Here is a 19411-nt window from a genome sequence, read left to right on the forward strand (position 1 = left end):
CAGCCGCAACGTATTTTAAAAACTATCATGTTGCGGCCTCTTTATACCCACTGGGGAGGAGTGCCTCATGCACCAAGTACCTTTATTTATCAACGGCGAATTTACCCAATCAAGTTCAACGCAGTTGATTGATGTTATCAACCCTGCAAACCAAGAAGTGTTAGCGCAAGTGCCGTGTGCAACGGATGCAGAAATGGATGCAGCTATTGCCTCTGCAAAAGAAACGTTTAAAACATGGAAAGAAGTGCCAATTTCTGAGCGTGCGCGCATTATGATGAAATACGCAGCACTGTTAAAAGAAAACCATGACGAGCTTGCGACGATTATTTGTCATGAGCTGGGTAAAACATTTGAAGATGCCAAAGGTGATGTTTGGCGTGGTATTGAAGTGGTTGAGCAAGCAGCCAATGCACCATCACTGATGATGGGCGAAACAATGGAAAACGTAGCGCGTAAAATCGATACTTACTCTTACATGCAGCCACTGGGTGTATGTGCAGGTATTACGCCATTTAACTTCCCTGCAATGATCCCATTATGGATGTTCCCACTGGCTATTGTGTGTGGTAACACCTTTATTCTTAAGCCCTCAGAGCAAGATCCACTAACACCGATGCGTTTAGCTGAACTATTTGTTGAAGCGGGCGCTCCAAAAGGGGTGTTACAAGTTGTTCACGGTACAAAACCACAAGTTGACCGTTTATTAGAAGATCCAGCAGTACGCGCTATTTCATTTGTTGGCTCGTGTGGTGTAGGTGAGTATATCTACTCAAAAGGCACAGCAAACCTTAAACGCGTGCAAGCGTGTGTAGGTGCAAAAAACCACATGGTTATTATGCCTGATGCAAGTAAATCGCATGTTGTAAACAACCTAGTAGGTGCGTCTGTAGGTGCTGCGGGTCAGCGCTGTATGGGTATTTCGGTTGCTGTATTTGTTGGTCAAGCAAAAGACTGGGTTGATGAAATTAAAGCAGGCTTTGAAAACGTACGCCCAGGTGTATGGGATGATGCAAACGCGGCTTACGGCCCACAAACATCTAAAGCAGCTAAAGACCGTATTTTATCACTTATCGCAAGTGGTAAAGAACAAGGTGCAACGTGCTTAATTGATGGCTCTGACTTTACTGTTGAAGGTTACGAGCAAGGTAACTGGGTGGGTCCAACGCTATTTACTGATGTAACAACCGAGATGGATTTATACAAAGAAGAGATCTTTGGTCCTGTATTGGCTTGTATGTTTGTAGATACTCTTGAGGAGGCGATTGAGCTTATTAATAACTCGCCTTACGGTAACGGTACTTCGTTATTTACATCAAGCGGCGCTGCTGCACGTAAATTCCAACATGAAATCGAAGTAGGTCAAGTTGGTATCAACGTGCCAATTCCTGTGCCACTCCCGTTTTTCTCTTTCACAGGTTGGAAAGGCTCATTCTACGGCGACCAACACACCTATGGTAAGCAAGGTATTCGTTTTTACACAGAAACGAAAACGATTACTTCACGTTGGTTTGAGGATGATATCGCCTCAGGTCCTAACATGAGTATCAACCTTAAATAAGCTGTAATTAATTTACTGCTGAGCGAGCACACGCTCGCTCGAAGAACACACATTTAAACGACAACAATCGTTATTCACACAAGAATAAGACAACAAAATAGAGGTCTACTATGGACTTTAATTTAACCGAAGATCAGCAAGCATTTGCACAAACAGCCCGTCAGTTTGCAGAGTCTGAACTTGCTCCACATGCAGCTAAGTGGGACCAAGAACACATTTTCCCTAAAGACACGATAAAAGCAGCCGGTGAGCTTGGCTTTTGTGGTTTATATACCCCTGAGGAAGCGGGCGGTTTAGGTTTATCTCGCCTAGATTCAAGCATTATTTTTGAACAGCTTGCTATGGGTTGTACCGCAACGACAGCTATGTTGACCATTCATAATATGGCGACTTGGATGATTGCAAGTTTTGGTACTGATGATGTTAAAGCCCAGTACTGTGAGCAATTAGTAATGGGTGAGTTACTTGCTTCTTACTGTTTAACAGAGCCTGGCTCTGGCTCTGATGCGGCATCGCTAAAAACCAAAGCAGTAAAAGAGGGCGATGAGTATGTGATTTCAGGCTCTAAGATGTTTATCTCGGGTGCTGGTGAAACTGACTTACTCGTTGTTATGGCGCGCACTGGTGGCGAAGGCGCAGCCGGTATTTCGGCATTCGTAGTACCTGCTGACGCAGCGGGTATTGAATACGGTAAAGCTGAAGAAAAAATGGGCTGGAATGCCCAGCCAACACGCTTAATTAGTTTTGAAGGTGTAAGAGTTCCTGCGGCTAACTTATTAGGCCAAGAAGGCGAAGGCTTTAAGTTTGCAATGCAGGGCTTAGACGGGGGTCGTATTAATATTGCTACTTGTTCGTTAGGTACAGCGCAAGCAGCCCTTAACACCGCACGCGAATACTTAAAAGAACGTGAGCAATTTGGCAAGCCATTAGCTGCTTTTCAAGCATTGCAGTTCAAAATTGCCGATATGAACACAGAACTTGTTGCGGCTCGTCAAATGGTTCGCTTAGCGGCATTTAAACTAGATACCGGGGACAGCGAAAAAACCACGTACTGTGCAATGGCAAAACGTTTTGCAACAGATGTTGGTTTTAAAGTATGTGATGATGCACTGCAAATTCACGGTGGTTACGGTTACATCAAAGAATACCCATTAGAGCGTCATTTCAGAGACGTCCGTGTGCATCAAATTCTTGAAGGCACAAACGAAATCATGCGTGTGATTATCGCACGTCGTATCTTAGCCGAGTCAGCTGGCGACATTCTATAAGGAGCATACTATGTCTAATCCATCGATTGATTTAAATATTGAAGGTAACGTAGCGGTTTTAACCATGAACAACCCGCCAGCGAATACCTGGACACAAGATACATTAACCGCACTTAAAGAGACTGTGACTGAGCTAAATGCCAACAAAAATGTGTATGCATTAGTGATCACAGGTCAAGGTGAAAAGTTCTTTAGCGCTGGTGCCGATTTAAACGTGTTTGCCAGTGGTGACAAAGGCGTAGCTGCCACTATGTCAAAAGTGTTTGGTGATGCATTTGAAGCACTAACCAATTTCCGTGGCGTATCAATCGCAGCAATTAATGGTTATGCCATGGGCGGCGGCCTTGAAGTTGCACTTGCTTGTGACATTCGTATTGCCGAAGAGCAAGCACAAATGGCATTACCAGAAGCAAAAGTTGGCTTACTGCCATGTGCTGGTGGTACGCAAAATCTTGCATGGCTTGTAGGTGAAGGCTGGGCAAAACGTATGATCTTATGTGGCGAGCGCCTAAAAGCAGATAAAGCACGCGAGATAGGCCTTGTTGAAGAAGTGGTTGGCGTTGGAGAAAGTTTAGCGGCGGCAATGAAACTTGCTAACCAAGTTGGCGAGCAAAGCCCAGTTGCTGTGACTGCATGTAAAGAACTTATTCAAAAAGGTCGTACACAACCGATGCTTCATGCATTGCCATTAGAGCGTGAGTTATTTGTACAATTATTCGATACGCAAGACCAAAAAGAAGGTGTGAATGCGTTCTTAGAAAAGCGTAAAGCTAATTGGGTAAATGGCTAATGACTAACGTAACACTACTAAATCACCAAGATGCGCCTGTGGTGTTTGAAACTGCAGAGGCCGCAAGTGGCCTCATTGCAATTGCGACACTCAATGCGCCAAAATCGTTAAACGCCTTAAATTACGACATGATCCAATTGCTTGAGCCTCAGCTTAGAAAATGGGCTGAAGATGACACTGTTGCCATGGTTATTTTAAAAGGGGCTGGCGAAAAAGCCTTTTGCGCCGGTGGCGATGTAGTAAGCCTGCATAAAGCAATGAGCACGGGTGAGCCAGCTAATTACATCGAAGATTTTTTCTCACTTGAGTATAAATTAGACTATCTGATTCATTGCTATGAAAAACCAATTTTACTTTGGGGTAATGGCATTGTTATGGGGGGCGGCTTAGGTTTAATGGCAGGGGCAAGTCACCGCGTGGTAACAGAAACCTCTCGTATTGCAATGCCTGAGCTTACCATTGGTTTATACCCTGATGTTGGTGGCAGTTATTTCTTACATAAAATGCCTGAGCAAGTGGGCCTCTTTTTAGGATTAACTGCAGCGTCTATCAATGCTGAAGATGCATTGTTTGTTAATCTTGCTGATCACTATGCAACTGCCGATAAATATGATGCTATGTTAACGGCTATCACAGCTGAAAAGTGGGGCAAAACGGCTTCATTAAACCACGAAAAGCTGACAAAAATTTTAATCTCAATCGATAATATTTCAGGCCGCGTACCTAAAGGAAACGTAAGGGATAATCTTGAGGTTATTCAAAAGTTGGCTGAATTTGACTCATTGCAGGGCAAAATCGACCACATCCAAGGTTTAGATACCGAAGACAAATGGCTCACACGTGCGCAAAAGTCATTAGCGCATGGTTGTCCGCTTAGTTGTGCGCTGGTTGAACGTCAATTAGCAAACTCAAAAGAGATGACATTAGCACAGTGCTTCAAAATGGAACTAGGCATGTCGGTACGCTGTGGCGAAGTAGGCGAGTTCCAAGAAGGGGTCCGTGCGCTATTAATCGACAAAGACGGTGCACCTAACTGGCAGTTTAAATCGCTTAGCGATATTGACGCAGCAGTTGTAGATAGTTTCTTTACACCACGCTGGGATGAGCAATCTCACCCACTTAACTCATTAACGTCATCTTAAGTCGAAGGGGTAAACAAATGGCTAAATTAACAATAGGATTTATTGGTTTAGGCAACATGGGTGGCCCGATGGCGGCAAACCTTGTCAATGCAGGTCACACAGTTCGTGTGTTTGACTTAAATAAAACAGCAGTCAGTGAACTTGCCGATAAAGGTGCGGTTGCTGCAAATGATGCAGCTGAGTGTGCCATTGGCGCTGATATTTTTATCAGTATGCTACCAGCAAGTAAGCATGTTAAGTCGCTTTACTTAGGTGAAACGGGTCTTATCAACTTACTTGATAGCAAAACCCTAGTCATTGACTGCTCAACCATTGATGCAGAATCAGCGCGTCAAGTGGGTAGCGAACTTGCTCAAAAAGGCATTGATTTTGTTGATGCACCGGTATCAGGTGGTGTTGCAGGTGCAACAGCGGGTACTTTAACCTTTATCGTGGGTGGTGAGCAAAGCCATTTTGAAAAAGCTAAGCTTGCTTTAGTTGATATGGGTAAAAACATCTTCCATGCTGGTGATATTGGCGCTGGCCAAGTGGCAAAAATCTGTAACAACATGCTACTGAGCATTTTAATGGCAGGTACTAGTGAAGCCCTGCAAATGGGGATTAACAATGGGCTTGATCCAAAAGTGTTAAGCGACATTATGACTGCCAGCTCTGGTCGTAACTGGACACTTGAGCTTTACAACCCATGCCCTGGTGTAATGGAAACGGCGCCAGCAAGTAATGATTATAAACCTGGCTTCATGGTTGATTTAATGGCTAAAGATTTAGGCCTTGCTATGGAAGCGGCTCAACAAAGTAATTCATCTACCCCAATGGGGTCAATGGCGAAGAATCTATACACTATGCTTCAGCATCAAGGTGCAGGTAGTGATGATTTTAGCGCTATTTTTAAATTATTCTCGAAGTAGGAGTTTGTTGTGGAAATTAAAAACAACAACATTGTAATTACTGGTGGTGCGCAAGGTTTAGGCTTTGCGATGGCTGAAAAATTTGCATCGCTTGGCGCGAACATCGCCCTTATCGATATGCAACAAGACGTACTTGATACTGCAGTATCAGCGCTTGCTAAGCATGGCACAAAAGTGATGGCGTATGCTGCTAATGTGACCGATGAAGACGCTGTGGTAGCAACGTTTAACACGATTAACAAAGACTTTGGTCATATTGGTGTGTTAATTAATAACGCAGGTATCTTACGCGATGGTATGTTTATCAAAGCAAAAGAAGGCAAAGTGGTTGATAAAATGTCGTTGGCTCAGTTTCAATCTGTAATTGATGTTAACCTAACCGGTGTATTCTTAGCCGGTCGTGAAGCTACAAGCCACATGATTGAGTCTGGCAAAGGCGGCGTTATCGTTAATATGTCGAGTGTTGCCCGTGCTGGTAACATTGGCCAAACTAACTATGCAGCGTCTAAAGCCGGTGTTGTTGCGATGACAACGGGTTGGGCGAAAGAATTAGGTCGCTTTGGTATCCGTGTTGGTGCAATCGCACCAGGTGTTATCCGCACTGCGATGACAGATGCAATGAAACCAGAAGCAAAACAACGCATGATGGCGGTAACGCCAGTGGGTCGTTTTGGTGAAGCACAAGAAATTGCCCAAACAGCACAGTACATTGTAGAAAACGACTTCTTTACCGGTCGTGTTGTAGAAATTGACGGTGGTATAAGACTTTAATTTCAACTACCCATTGAGTCCCAAAACGGTAAGCTTTGCTTGCCGTTTTTTTGCTCTAAGTCGCAACAAACCTTAATTTAACTCAGCCCTTGTAATTAACTTTCCTACATTCAATAATTAAAGTCGTTTTCTACCTTGAGAGATGCAGTGAATTCCAAACAAATCCGCAATTTTTATATCAATGAAGAACAGTCTGTTTATTTGCTGTCTCACCATGATGCTAAAAAGCACCGCCAATGGCTTAACATTTGTATTAAACAGCTAACCTTGCTTGGTTACAGCGATGTTGAATTGATTGGTTCTGGTGCATTTGGCTTTGTATTTGCGGGTATTGATGACGAAGGTATGCCTTGGGTCTTTAAGTTTTCACGCATAACCCTTGCGCAGAGTGTACGTGACCGTTTAGAAGACGAAGCCTACATGCTCTCGCAAGTGCATAACCCGCTCGTGCCAAAATTTTATGCTTTTGAGCGCATTAAAAAGCAAGGCATTTTAATGATGGAGCGCGCCTTAGGTGAAGACTTAGAAAAAATCTCCATCAAACAGGGGCGTTTTAGCGCAGCGAAAATCATGGCGCTGGCGCTTAAGCTTCGCAATGTTCTTATTGACTTACGCGAACACAAAAACGGCATCAGCCCGCAACCGATTGTACATGGTGATATTAAACCTTCTAACATTGTTTATGATGAACAAACTAATAAATTGTCGTTGGTAGACTGGGGCAGCTCTGTTTATGCGCAAATAGACGCTGAAGGGAATCCGGTTGCCAGCAATTTTATGGATCTTATGTCTGCTGATATAAGCACCACGAATGCACGCATGGGTGATGTGTATTTTATTGGTGATGAGCAAATGTCAGGTGGACAGTCCTCGCCACGATTTGATGAGCAAGGTGTCGCCTCAACTCTTTATGCACTGGCCTCTGCCCAATCTTGCCGATTTGGTGCTGCGGTTATTCCGGCTACAAGCCTAAATTTACCTATGGAGCTTGCCCGTGTTATTGACGGTATGCTTTCAAAAAATAAGGCCACTCGCGATAGTGCGGGTGATTATTTTATGCGTAACATGCCTACAATGGCCAAAGCTTACCTACCTGAGCTGCCCCGTAAACTAATTCGCCCTTATATTCCTTATTGGTTTAGTGAGTTTGATGAGCACCCAGACACGGTGGTATACAGCTCCCGTAAACAATTTTTACGGCAAGCCGACCATAATCAACAATTACTTGATGTAAACGATGCCCAGCTCGATAGGTACTACAAAGAGTTTTTATTTGATACCGGCGACACCGAAAAAGCATTTTTGGCCTCGATTAGCCGATTAGCAAAATACCCAGTAGTAGGGGGCCTAAGTTTTCATTGGAAAGAAAACTCACTGTTTGTTGAGTCTTCCCTTATCCTGCACGATGAAACACTCGGCACTGCCTTTACCGATGCGATTAACAACACGGTGATGTTAGCGCAGGGGATTGAACAAAAAGGTCTCTTTAAATGTTGCTTATTTGATGCCCGTAAGACCATTCAGCTCGAACGGGATGGCACCGGTGCTTTTAAATTTGAACACTTACCAGAGCTTGATTATGAAGTAATGGATGTACAAGCCTCAGATGTAACCAGACCACACTCCTACTTTGAAGATGGTAAAGATCCTGATGAGCAATTGCAGCTCCCAAAAAAGGTTATAAAGTGCGTATTTGAGCTAAACCAAATACACCATACGGGGTGTATCATTTTTGAGGCGTTGCCAGATAGGATGAAGATACACCACTACTATCGACTATTAGATGCCAGTAAAGAGCCTGAATTTAAACGTTTGCTAAGTAAGTTGATGCAATATGCGGTAAGTATAACTGATGTAGGTGTAGCTGGCTTTATGAAACTACCTTACAAAAATACCCGTGAATTTGATTTATGTGCTAAACAAGCCGATGAGTTTTATCCACGAGATCCAAAAAGAATTTTGATGGAATGAGTTCTTTAATTAAGACTCATTGTAAACGGTTAGAAAATATAACTTTCCAAAATAAAAATATAGAACAAGCATTTATTTTTAGAGATAGATTGTTTTTTAGTAAGTAAAATATTGCCACTTTTTGTACACGCGCGATAATCGTGGTTTAATGCAAGCAGCTAATTTCAAAAAAATTTTGAAATTAGCTAAATCAAAAAGCTAAGCATTACTCGCTTCAACCTGCCATTTTAGGTGTAAACCAGCTTAAGGAAGAGTTGTGGAAATAATCGAAGAAAATAAACTTGAAAAACTATTAAGGCTTGCAGCAGATGAACCTGCTCATCGGCCAGAATTTTGCGAAACTCTACTTAATTCAAACGTGTTTTTACTGGGTGCTACAGAACAAGTAGAGGCTTATGGGCATAACAACCTTGAAGCTGGTAGTCACATTCAAATACAACACTGGCAAAGAGCCGATGGCTTATCTGTCATCCCGTTTTTTTCGTCTTTAGAAGTGCTTCAGAAATCCATTGATACTGAACAGTCGTATTTGATGCTGCCAGCCCGCTCTTTATTTGAAATGACACAAGGAGCTACATTATTCCTCAATCCTAAATCAAATTATGGTAAAGAGTTTTTACCACAGGAAGTGGCTCACTTATTAACCACAGGTATCAGTCAGTCTCCAGTACAAAGAGTTGTTGAGAAAGAAACAACAGTCCTATTGGGAGAGCCCGCTAATTATCCTCATAAAATGATTGACTCTTTAACTCAGTTATTCGCAAAGCATAGAAATGTGAATAGCGCCTACCTTGCTTTAATGCACGATAAATCCGTTGATGAAAAGCCGCATTTAATTATTGGCATTGAAACAGATGGTGACGCTAAAAAAGTGATAACAGAAGCAGGCTCTGTCGCCACAGATACATTACCAAAAGGTGAATCAATAGATTTTTATCAAATCAAAGAAAATGACTCTGGTTTGAGTGAGTTTTTGCTAACTCAAATTAAGCCCTTTTATGAGAAAAGATGGGGAACGAAACTTTGTTCTACGCTTGGCTCAGGCAAGGCATAAAACTCATTGGTATTTAATTACTTAGTTATTGCACAATGTGATGTTTAGTTAATCGTGAGGGATTATGAAAAAGTTTATTTTACTGGTTTTAGCTGTGCTTACTCTGACTTCTTGTAGCAAGCCTTTGCCAGCGGATAAGTTATCTTACGTAGGTGAGTGGGAAAGCAAAGAAATGTATTTGCTTATCCTCCAAGATGGAACAGTGGTATATGAGAGGGTTCAGGATGGAGGGTCAACATCCATAAACGCGCCGTTAAAAGAGTTTAGAGGAGATGACTTTGTAGTAGGTGTGGCTTTTTTAACCACTAATTTCGATGTAACAGAAGCACCACACTTGGTTGATGACCAATGGGTAATGGTTGTTGATGGCGTGAGGCTAACAAAAAACCAAGGTTATTAGAAATTGCTGTAAATATTAATAGGAATTTACTTAAATAATTAATAGTAGGGTGTTTTTTATTAAAGAGATTCTTACTTTAGAAGCGTGTACTTACGATATTTAGCTTTTTAAAAGGGATGTTATGAATAAATTATTATTTTTTATTGTTTTTTTCGTTATTAGTAATGCTCAAGCAGCTGACGCGACTTATTTCTCAGAACTTAAAACCGAGCTTGATCAGGCTGTACCAAAGATTTTAGATAAGCATAAAGCCCCAGGTGTGGCCATTGCCTTTGTTCAAGGCGAAGAGGTTACCGGATTTCTTTCTTATGGCTTTGCTGATATTGAAAGTCAAAAAGCGATTACAGAAAATACCATGTTTAATGTGGGCTCAATATCAAAAGTAGTAACTTCGTGGGGGGTTATGCAGTTGGTTGAGCAAGGTAAAGTTGAACTTGATAAACCAATAAATAATTATTTAAAACGCTGGAAGATACCTAAGTCTGAATTTGGAACAGAAAATGTAACGTTAAGAAATGTTCTGTCGCATACATCTGGCTTGTCTCTCGGTCCTTATTTTGGCTGGGGCTCACCGACTGATGTTCCTTCGATCGTTGATTCATTAAATGGCAAGAATAATGGTGCAGGCGATGTAAAATTAATACATACACCAAATACAAAATGGTCATACTCAGGGGGTGGGTACTCTATTGTTCAGTTACTCATAGAAGATGTATCGGGTTTAAGTTTTGAAGACTATATGCAGAAAAATGTACTTGAGCCGCTCGGAATGAATAACTCAACATTTAATGTAACACCTGCTGTTATGAGTAAGTCAGCAACACCGTATGATGAAAATGCCAAGAAAACATCCATGATCTACTTTGCTGAGCAAGCCGCTGCGGGTTTACAAACAACTGCTATTGATTTAGCACGATTTAATTTAGCCGTGCTTAAAAATAAGGAAAATAAATACAATGGCTACCGTCTTATATCACAAGCTCTAATTACAGAAATGATTACACCTGTAGCAAACACGGGGGGGCGCTGGAGTATGAGTTATGTTGTCGATTCAGAAAATAAAAGTTTAGGGTTCGCTGGATTTAATCAAGGTTGGATAGCCTTAACACGGTCGATTACAGACCAAAATAGAGGCTACGTCATACTTACCAATAGCAGCATAGGAGGCGTTAGTAATGATATTGATAGTCTTATTTTATCTAAACTGCGCAAGTCTTAAAAGTGAGTAGTTTATGGCAACTAAGCTTACTTAATAGGTATTTTTGATATTTAATAAGGTGGTTATGTTGAAAAGCATAGAGGTAAGAACAATCTACTTAGTATAGAACTCAATTTTAGGGAGTCGTACTGATGAATCAATTAACTGAAAAAACGATTGCATGTCCATATTGTGGAGAACATATAGATGTTTTACTTGACCCCGCAGACTTAAATCAACAATACATCGAAGATTGCCAAGTTTGTTGTAAGCCAATAAATTTTTTAGTTTTTGAAAACAGTGATGAAGAACTTTCCGTTACTGTATCAAGCGATGATGAAAGTTGTGGCTTTTCTAACTATTAAAAAATGAAATACTAAGATTTCTAATTCATTAAATATTAAAACCTGCGAGATGGCAGGTTTTAATATAAGGTTTTCTTATTTGTGATCTTCAATTATCTCAGTGATCCCTTCAGCTGAGAGTATTTCTATCCAATAACCATCTGGGTCTTTAATAAAGGCTAGGCCTTTCATAGAGCCATCGTCAGGCTTTTTTACAAACTCAACATCGTATTTTGCAAAGCGCTCGCATGCTGCGTAAACGTCTGGCACGCTAATACCGATATGACCAAAGCCTTTTGGTTCATCATTACCACTATGGTACCCAGCAAAGCTCTCGTCGTTTTCTGTGCCCCAATTATGTGTAAGCTCGATAAGAGCAGGGCGACGAAACACCCACTGTGCTTTTTCCTTATCGGTGCCTGTTGGCATGTCTTGCTCATAGCCTAAAAAGTACAGCGTAAACTCCATTTTAGGGAAGTCATATTTACCCAATAACTTCATGCCTAAAACGTTTTGGTAGAAGTCTAATGAAGGCTTTGGATCTTTTATGCGCAACATTGTCTGTTGCATTACATAACCTTGCGTTGCATTTGCGATTTGTTCTGGTGACTCGTTGTAGTTAGACATACACATCCTTTTTAACTCAAATTATTGATGATGTAATCAGTCTAACATAATCAGGTTGCCCTTAAATTAATAACAAATATTATTGACGTGTTTAGATAGCACTTCAATTTTTAACTTACTAACTCACATAAAAAAACCGCCCAACAGGCGGCTCATTTCTACTTATAGCTTAAAACTTACAGCTTTTGTCGATCAATTACCCCAAGGGTTACTCGCATTTGATCGCTGCTTACGCGCACGGGCTTTTTGCTTCGCTTCTTTTTTCTCATGAATGCGTTTTGCATCAGTAAAGCTAAGCTCACACGGTTCACCTGGTTTTTGATCAGCAGGGATCACACGGTCGCGCGGCGGTAATTCGTAGTTTACATCGTCAGGGCGTGGTAAGTTTTTAAGACGATACAAATAAAAATTCTCGACTTTTTCTTGTGCCCATTGGGTTTTACGTAAAAACTTAACCGCTGATTTAACATCTGGGTTATTCTTAAAGCAGTTCAAACGCATATAGGCGTGGAGTAATTCCCAGCCATATTGTTCGACAAGCTCTATCACAACTTGCTCGATACCAACACCTTGCAGTGGGTTATTGCTGAAAATTTCTTTATTACTCATTAGGCTGTCCGGTATTACAAAACTAGGGTAAGTATAATTGCCTTTACCCTAGTTTTATAGCTAACTTGCAAAGAATGTTTATATTCGCGCCTATTCTTTACAATTAACCACTACACGGCCGCGAATTTCACCTTTTAATAGGGCTTCGGCATTGGCAACGGCATCAGAAAGTGGAATTTCTTGTGAAATAGCATTGAGGTACTCAGCTTCTACTAACTCACTTAAACGTTGCCATGCTTCAATTCGGTCGGCTTTAGGGCGCATTACACTGTCTATTCCCATTAGACTAATGCCACGAAGGATAAAGGGCGCTACCGTTGCCGGAAAGTCCATACCTTGTGCTAATCCACAGGCTGTTACAACACCACCGTATTTAATCGATGCACACACATTGGCAAGGGTGTGGCTACCTACAGAATCAATCGCGCCAGCAAATTGCTCTTTTGCGAGTGGTTTACTAGGTTTGGAGAATTCATCGCGAGATAAAATGCGTTTTGCGCCTAGTTTTTTTAGGTGCTCTGCTTCATTCATTCGACCCGTTGTTGCAACTACATCAAAGCCAAGTTTATTTAATAAGTAGATAGCAAAACTACCTACACCACCATTAGCACCGGTGACAAGTATTTCGCCGCTTTGTGGTGTGATACCTTGTTTTTCTAAGGCGATAATACTGAGCATTGCGGTATAACCTGCTGTACCAATTTGCATTGCCTGTTTTGGTGTTAAATTAGCGGGTAGGGGGATAAGCCAGTCACTGTTCATAGACGCTTTTGAACTTAGACCACCTAAGTATTTTTCCCCAACACCAAAGCCATTTAACAGGACTTTATCACCAATTTTAAATTCATCGCTCTTAGACTCTGTCACTGTGCCTGCAAGGTCAATGCCTGGGATCATAGGAAATGTTCTTACCACAGGACCTTTACCTGTAATCGCTAAAGCATCTTTGTAATTTAACGTACTGTAGTCAACATCAATATTTACATCGTGCTGGTGGATGCTCTCTACAGGGAAATCTGTGTACTGGGCACGGTAGCCTTGATCATCTTTGTTGATAACTACCGATTTTACTGATGTTGTCATGTTGACTCCTTTTAGACCGATCGTCTTTTAATGGTTGAAATAAAACCGTATTAAAACGGCTTTATAAAATTAAGCGTAAAAATTGTGCTGTATAAAGGGTAAGTGGTTCACTTGATTTATCAAGTTTAGAGCGCATTACAGCGCCTTCCCAGCCGATCCAGAAGAACTCAGCTAGCATTTTACAATCTGATGATTGAGGTATTTGCTTTTGCTGCTTTGCGTCAACTAAGCACTGCTCAATTAAAGCTTGCCAGCTGGTGTAAGCCTGTTTAATACGGTCAATCATTGGCTCATCAAGGTAACTGAGTTCTTGATTTAAATTGCCAATTAAGCAGCCACGATTAAACTCAAATTTTGCCATGCCTTGTTTGGCGTCGTTAGCAAACAGTACAACTCTTTCAAGCGGGTTTATTTTTTCATCAGTTAGATGGCGTTTTAACTTTGCTTGAAAATAGCTGTCGTAAGCATCTATAAGTGCTAAGCCAAAATCATTTTTACTTTTGAAGTAATGATAAAAAGAGCCTTTAGGTACTTGGGCTGATTTTAAAATTAAATCAATGCCGGTTGCGCTAAAGCCTTTTTCGGTTAATACAGCTAAACCCGTATTAATTAATAAGGCGCGAGTATCTGCATTTGAACGCGCTATTTTAGGTGGCCTGCCGCGACGGCTTGGCACAGAGTTATTTGTTTGCATGAATACTATATTAGACCGATTGGTCTTTAATGTGCAAGTAATTAATTGCATAAATTGTAATCATCATAAATTTGTCATGATTACAATTTAAATGGGAACTTTGCCGAAACGGCTTAGGTCACAATTATGAAGCTAAAAAAGATAAAAATTTTTAGCCTAATTTAAGTGTATTTATAGGTGGTTTTAGATGAGAGGTACGACCACTTAGTCATTTAAAATGTTAATTCAGTTGAGCATCAGCATGTTAGTTATTGTCAATTTATTTAATTGCTTTTTGCTATTTGAATTTAACAGTTTTATTAACTATTCATTAAATGTAGATGTCAATTTCGCTACATATCTATAAATATAAAAGGTGAGGATGTTACCTATGAAGAGACAGAAAAGAGATCGTTTAGAAAGAGCTCATTCTCAAGGTTATAAAGCAGGCTTGGCAGGCCGTTCCAAAGATCAATGCCCTTATCAACAAATCGACCCTAAATCCGAATGGTTAGGCGGCTGGCGCGAAGCAATTGAAAACCGCAATATGTTTAAAACTTAATATAGGCACCTGTTAATTTACGCAAAAAAGCCCCATGCAGGGGCTTTTTTGTATCTGCAAACAAGTAAAAATTAGAATGCAGTTGTATCTTGGAAAAGACCTACCTTAAGATCTTTCGCTTCATAGATTACGCGGCCATCTACTTCTACAGTACCATCAGCCATACCCATGAATAATTTACGTTTGATAACACGTTTCATGTCTAAACGATAAGTAACTTTTTTTGCTGTTGGCAGGATCTGACCTGTGAATTTAACTTCACCTACACCGAGTGCACGGCCAAGTCCAGGACCACCAGACCAACCAAGGAAGAAACCAACTAATTGCCACATTGCATCAAGGCCTAGACAACCAGGCATAACAGGGTCCCCTTTAAAGTGGCAATCAAAGAACCAAAGATCAGGGTTAATATCTAACTCGGCAACGATCTGGCCTTTACCATGCTCGCCGCCATCTTCAGTAATTGAAACGATGCGATCCATCATTAGCATGTTGTCGCTAGGTAGGCGGCAGTTGCCTTCACCAAACATTTCACCTTGACCGCAAAGGATTAGTTCTTCTTTTGTATAGCTGTTTTTAGGTTCCATAACTCTTATTCGTCGCTTAGAAATTGCCCTGTACTTTAGCGTACACTTGTACGCTAAACAACTCGGAGCAGTTAAATAATTTATATTTTCAGCTTGTTTTATGACCACTTAATTAAACTGTTACAGATAAAGGGAGATAAAACCGCGCATTGTGAAGTAAAAATCATTATAATTGCTGTGATTCTTTAACCAGTCTAAAGGAAATTTATGATCCTTTTTGTAAACTCACTAACAGTGATTGATTTTTCTTACTTGTGTAATAAACGCGGCGCAGTTGGCGAGAGCTGGATTGTGGATTTAACTCTACATGGTCAGTTGAATGATGAGTCGATGGTGTTGGATTTTGGTTTAGTTAAAAAGCAAATTAAAGGCATTATTGATGAATGTATTGACCATAAACTTGCTGTACCAGCAAAATTAAATGGTTCACTAACACAGCATGCAGAGCACAGCGTGCTAGATTGTCACTTCGGTGATAATTATCACTTAGCAATGAGTGCACCAAATCAAGCCTTTTGTCCTATAGATGCAGATATTATTGATGAAAACTCAGTGACTGAGTTTTTAATTAAAACGATAATGCCCAAGCTTCCTAATAATATCGAAAAAATCGAAATTAGTTTAAAGCCAGAACATAGCCAAAGCTTTTACTATCATTACAGCCACGGTCTCAAAAAGCACGATGGTAATTGCCAGCGTATTATTCATGGTCATCGCTCACAAATTGGAATTAGCCTTGATGGTATGGCGATGCCTCGCTTACAAAAAGAATGGGCAGATAAATGGCAAGATATTTACTTAGCGACAGCAGAAGATGAAATCAATAAATCTGACCTTAAGCATGTAACTGCACTAGATAACGATGTGTGTTTTGCCTATACATCACAACAAGGCTATTTTGAAATGGCGATTGATAAATCACGTTGTGACATTTTACCTTGCGATACCACGGTTGAATGCATTGCCGATTATCTAAGCTCACAAGTGAAAAGCCAGTACCCTGACTCTGAAGTAAAAATTACCGCTTATGAAGGAGTGGGCAAGGGGTCTATAAGTTATGCGTAAAGGATTACTAATAGCAGCGTTTGCAGGATTGTTTTCTTTAACTGCCAGTGCTGTTGAATTAAAAGGACATTTAACTCAAGGCGGTTTAGTAACTGGCCAAATTGAAGGCGCTAAAAGTGTTAGTTTCAATGGCGAGCAACTTAAGCTTTCAACAAGTGGTGAATTTGTTTTTGGTTTTGGCCGTGATGCTAAGACAAACCATACTCTTTCTTGGGTTGATAGTGCTGGTGTGAACCACGAGAAAGCAATTGTAATCACCAAGCGTGATTATAAAATCGATAAAATCACCGGTGTTGCAAAAAAATATGTTTCGCCACCTAAAGAAGTGTCTGAGCGTATTAGCCGTGAAGCTGTTGCAGTACGTAAAGCTAGGCAAGTAAATTCTGACTTACGTTACTTTTTAGATCCTGTTTATAAGCCAGCCACAGGGCGTATTTCAGGTGTTTATGGTAGCCAGCGTTACTTTAACGGTGAGCCTCGCCGCCCACATTTTGGGTTAGACATTGCCAATAAAACAGGCAGCCCAGTGTATGCACCAGTAAGCGGCACCGTGGTGTTTGCTGATGCAGATTTATATTACTCTGGCGGCACGTTAATTCTTGACCATGGCCATGGCGTTACCTCTACCTACATTCATTTAAGCAAATTAGATGTAAAAGTAGGGGATGAAATTACGCGTGGTGACAAAATTGCTGAGATCGGCGCAACAGGCCGAGTTACCGGCCCTCATTTAGACTGGCGTTTTAATTGGAAAAACGAACGCCTTGACCCTGCGCTAATGATGCAAGACACATTAGCTAATGAAAAGTAGAGACTATGACACAACAAATCGATCGTGATGCTATTATTGCACAGCGTATTATTGACTCAACAACATCAGTAACAAAAACAGTTTTCCCAGGCCGTACAAATCACCATAACACACTATTTGGTGGGGACGCGTTAGCTTGGATGGATGAAGTCGCCTTTATTGCAGCAACCCGTTTTTGTCGTAAGCCACTTGTAACGATTTCGTCTGACCGTGTTGATTTTAAAGAGGCTATTCCGGCAGGTACATTCGCCGAGCTAATTTCAAAAGTTGTTCACGTTGGCAATACCAGTCTTAAAGTAGACGTAGAAATCTTTTTAGAAAGAATGCATAAAGATGACAAGCATTTAGCTATTTCAGGTAGCTTCACGTTTGTAGCTGTTGATGATAACCACAGACCAACACCGGTAGTTTGCGATAAGATGATCAACGGTTTCGAATAATACTTACTATAAGGTTTAAATAAATTAAGTACCTTCGGGTGCTTAATTTATTAGATATAAAGAACACATCATACTTTATTTTTTTAAAGTTAACTTTAGCAACTGTAAAAATAATTTAAGAGAGTGTGTACAAGGAATAGATATATGAGGGAGTTCTTTCTTTTTATTATTGAGAATAGATTAGTGTAGCCCCATAAAAAGAAGCTACACTGTTTATCTATTTACAAAACCATTGCCGCAACCCAGCCAGCAATAAGTAGCGGAATATTAAAGTGGATAAAAGTAGGTACCACTGAATCCCAAATATGGTCATGTTGACCATCTGCATTTAGGCCAGATGTTGGCCCAAGTGTTGAGTCAGAAGCAGGGGAGCCAGCATCACCTAAAGCGCCCGCTGTACCAACCAGTGCCGCCGTTGCCATTACCGAAAAATTAAGTTCCATGCAAAGTGGTACAAATAGGGTGGCTATAATTGGCACTGTTGAAAACGAGCTACCAATACCCATGGTTATTAAGAGTCCAACCAATAAAATCAATGCGGCTGCAAGGGGTTTGTTACCTTCAATCATAGCCGCTGCTGAGCTGACTAACGAAGTTACATCACCCGTTGCTTTCATCACTGAAGCAAAGCCTTGTGCTGAGATCATAATAAAGCCAATCATCGCCATCATCGCGATGCCTTTACTAAATACATCGCCGTTTTGCTCAAGCTTTACAACACCAAGCAAGGTAAATATGGCCACTCCAACGAGGCCGCCTAAGATCATTGAGCCACTGATATTTTGCGCCACTAAAGAGCAAAGTACAGCGGTAATGCCAACTACCAGTACCTTTTTAGGCTGTTCTATGAGCACCTCTTGTTGTGGCTCTGTTAAGCTATGAGACTCATAACTGCGGCGATTTCGATAGCTAATAAATACCGCAACCAATAAACCAAATAACATCCCGATGGCTGGAATTATCATTGCCATGGGGACTTGAGTATTAACGATATCTAAGCCATTTTCAGTGAGGTTTTTGTGCAAAATGGAATATAAGTAAATACCACCAAAACCATAAGGTAACACCATATAAGAAGTGGCTAATCCGAAGGTTAAAATACATGCTATAGCACGTCTATCAAGGCGCAACTTGTTAAACACAATCAGCAATGGCGGAATAAGTATTGGTATAAAGGCTATGTGCACAGGTATTAAATTTTGCGATGAAATCGCACAGAGTAAAATAATACTTAAAATAAGGTAACTAAGCGTAGTTTCGCCTTTATGACTATTCTCGTTTACTTGCTTAAGTAACTTAGACGCTAAAATACGTGTTAAACCCGACTTAGAAATAGCAACCGCAAACGCACCTAACATCGCATAGCTAAGCGCTATTTCAGCACCGCCCGATAAGCCATCATTGAATGCATTAACAGTTTCAGTTAAACCAAGACCAGCGGTCAAACCCGCAACAATAGCACTCACTGTCATCGCGACAATGACATTAATTCGACAAAGCGTTAAAACCAGCATCAACATAACGCCGACAATTACTGCATTCATATTGTT

At 40.9% G+C, this 19411-nt stretch carries 21 protein-coding genes; 15 read left to right on the plus strand and 6 right to left on the minus strand.

Annotation, left to right across the window (positions count from 1 at the left end):
* Positions 1–67: 67 nt before the first annotated feature.
* The 11 genes from L3Q70_RS08205 to L3Q70_RS08255 all read left to right on the plus strand — a co-directional run bounded on the left by L3Q70_RS08205 (position 68) and on the right by L3Q70_RS08255 (position 11425).
* Entirely contained in the window at positions 68–1558 is a 1491-nt protein-coding gene (locus tag L3Q70_RS08205) for a CoA-acylating methylmalonate-semialdehyde dehydrogenase (protein ID WP_054553805.1), read from the plus strand.
* A 110-nt stretch (positions 1559–1668) separates the two neighbouring features.
* Positions 1669–2826, plus strand: coding sequence for an acyl-CoA dehydrogenase family protein (locus tag L3Q70_RS08210; protein ID WP_237115217.1), 1158 nt, complete (start codon positions 1669–1671; stop codon positions 2824–2826).
* Between the two features lie 10 nt (positions 2827–2836).
* Positions 2837–3616 carry an enoyl-CoA hydratase gene (locus tag L3Q70_RS08215; RefSeq protein ID WP_062569060.1) on the plus strand — a complete coding sequence of 260 codons (780 nt, stop codon included), beginning with the start codon at positions 2837–2839 and terminating at the stop codon, positions 3614–3616.
* A complete protein-coding gene (locus tag L3Q70_RS08220) occupies positions 3616–4758 on the plus strand; it encodes an enoyl-CoA hydratase/isomerase family protein (protein ID WP_237115218.1) in 1143 nt (380 codons plus the stop codon). The genes L3Q70_RS08215 and L3Q70_RS08220 overlap by 1 nt, the downstream gene beginning before the upstream one ends.
* A 17-nt stretch (positions 4759–4775) precedes the next feature.
* The gene (gene mmsB, locus L3Q70_RS08225) at positions 4776–5666 is read left to right on the plus strand and encodes a 3-hydroxyisobutyrate dehydrogenase (RefSeq protein ID WP_062569062.1); all 891 of its coding nucleotides are present in this window, start codon (positions 4776–4778) and stop codon (positions 5664–5666) included.
* A gap of 9 nt (positions 5667–5675) precedes the next feature.
* Positions 5676–6437, plus strand: a complete 762-nt coding sequence (locus tag L3Q70_RS08230) for an SDR family oxidoreductase (RefSeq protein WP_193988800.1) — start codon at positions 5676–5678, stop codon at positions 6435–6437.
* A 147-nt stretch (positions 6438–6584) separates the two neighbouring features.
* Positions 6585–8408: a serine/threonine protein kinase gene (locus tag L3Q70_RS08235; protein WP_062569064.1), complete on the plus strand. Its 1824-nt coding sequence runs from the start codon at positions 6585–6587 to the stop codon at positions 8406–8408.
* Positions 8409–8664: 256 nt separating this feature from the next.
* Positions 8665–9462 (plus strand): enhanced serine sensitivity protein SseB, encoded by a 798-nt coding sequence (gene sseB, locus L3Q70_RS08240; RefSeq protein ID WP_237115219.1) that lies wholly within the window; start codon positions 8665–8667, stop codon positions 9460–9462.
* A 64-nt stretch (positions 9463–9526) separates the two neighbouring features.
* A complete protein-coding gene (locus L3Q70_RS08245) occupies positions 9527–9862 on the plus strand; it encodes a hypothetical protein (RefSeq protein WP_193988802.1) in 336 nt (111 codons plus the stop codon).
* Positions 9863–9983: 121 nt separating this feature from the next.
* Positions 9984–11081, plus strand: coding sequence for a serine hydrolase domain-containing protein (locus tag L3Q70_RS08250; protein WP_237115220.1), 1098 nt, complete (start codon positions 9984–9986; stop codon positions 11079–11081).
* Between the two features lie 131 nt (positions 11082–11212).
* Positions 11213–11425: a CPXCG motif-containing cysteine-rich protein gene (locus L3Q70_RS08255; RefSeq protein ID WP_062569068.1), complete on the plus strand. Its 213-nt coding sequence runs from the start codon at positions 11213–11215 to the stop codon at positions 11423–11425.
* Between the two features lie 75 nt (positions 11426–11500).
* Here L3Q70_RS08255 and gloA read toward each other — a convergent pair whose 3' ends face one another.
* The 4 genes from gloA to L3Q70_RS08275 all read right to left on the minus strand — a co-directional run bounded on the left by gloA (position 11501) and on the right by L3Q70_RS08275 (position 14417).
* On the minus strand, positions 11501–12031 hold the full coding sequence (gene gloA / locus L3Q70_RS08260) for a lactoylglutathione lyase (protein ID WP_237115221.1): 531 nt from the start codon (positions 12029–12031) through the stop codon (positions 11501–11503).
* Between the two features lie 192 nt (positions 12032–12223).
* Complete coding sequence (locus tag L3Q70_RS08265; protein WP_062569070.1) at positions 12224–12640, minus strand: VF530 family DNA-binding protein; 417 nt, start codon at positions 12638–12640, stop codon at positions 12224–12226.
* Between the two features lie 90 nt (positions 12641–12730).
* Positions 12731–13723, minus strand: a complete 993-nt coding sequence (locus tag L3Q70_RS08270) for an MDR family oxidoreductase (protein ID WP_237115222.1) — start codon at positions 13721–13723, stop codon at positions 12731–12733.
* A gap of 61 nt (positions 13724–13784) precedes the next feature.
* Positions 13785–14417 carry a TetR/AcrR family transcriptional regulator gene (locus L3Q70_RS08275; protein ID WP_237115223.1) on the minus strand — a complete coding sequence of 211 codons (633 nt, stop codon included), beginning with the start codon at positions 14415–14417 and terminating at the stop codon, positions 13785–13787.
* Between the two features lie 370 nt (positions 14418–14787).
* Here L3Q70_RS08275 and rmf point away from each other — a divergent pair, with 370 nt between their 5' ends.
* Positions 14788–14958, plus strand: coding sequence for a ribosome modulation factor (rmf, locus tag L3Q70_RS08280; protein ID WP_062569403.1), 171 nt, complete (start codon positions 14788–14790; stop codon positions 14956–14958).
* A gap of 71 nt (positions 14959–15029) precedes the next feature.
* Here rmf and fabA read toward each other — a convergent pair whose 3' ends face one another.
* Positions 15030–15545: a bifunctional 3-hydroxydecanoyl-ACP dehydratase/trans-2-decenoyl-ACP isomerase gene (gene fabA, locus L3Q70_RS08285; RefSeq protein WP_062569073.1), complete on the minus strand. Its 516-nt coding sequence runs from the start codon at positions 15543–15545 to the stop codon at positions 15030–15032.
* 207 nt (positions 15546–15752) lie between these two features.
* On the opposite strand from fabA, the gene L3Q70_RS08290 reads away from it, so the two are divergent.
* Genes L3Q70_RS08290 through L3Q70_RS08300 form a run of 3 tightly spaced genes read left to right on the plus strand, consistent with a single transcriptional unit; the run spans position 15753 to position 17861 of the window.
* Positions 15753–16610: a 6-carboxytetrahydropterin synthase gene (locus L3Q70_RS08290; RefSeq protein WP_193988810.1), complete on the plus strand. Its 858-nt coding sequence runs from the start codon at positions 15753–15755 to the stop codon at positions 16608–16610.
* On the plus strand, positions 16603–17421 hold the full coding sequence (locus L3Q70_RS08295; protein WP_237115224.1) for a M23 family metallopeptidase: 819 nt from the start codon (positions 16603–16605) through the stop codon (positions 17419–17421). The genes L3Q70_RS08290 and L3Q70_RS08295 overlap by 8 nt, the downstream gene beginning before the upstream one ends.
* Before the next feature lie 5 nt (positions 17422–17426).
* Complete coding sequence (locus L3Q70_RS08300) at positions 17427–17861, plus strand: acyl-CoA thioesterase (RefSeq protein WP_062569076.1); 435 nt, start codon at positions 17427–17429, stop codon at positions 17859–17861.
* 221 nt (positions 17862–18082) lie between these two features.
* On the opposite strand, the gene L3Q70_RS08305 is transcribed toward L3Q70_RS08300, so the two are convergent.
* Complete coding sequence (locus L3Q70_RS08305; RefSeq protein ID WP_237115225.1) at positions 18083–19405, minus strand: Na+/H+ antiporter family protein; 1323 nt, start codon at positions 19403–19405, stop codon at positions 18083–18085.
* Positions 19406–19411 lie beyond the last annotated feature (6 nt).

Source organism: Pseudoalteromonas sp. CF6-2, assembly GCF_021729425.1.
Classification (GTDB): Bacteria; Pseudomonadota; Gammaproteobacteria; order Enterobacterales; family Alteromonadaceae; genus Pseudoalteromonas; species Pseudoalteromonas arabiensis.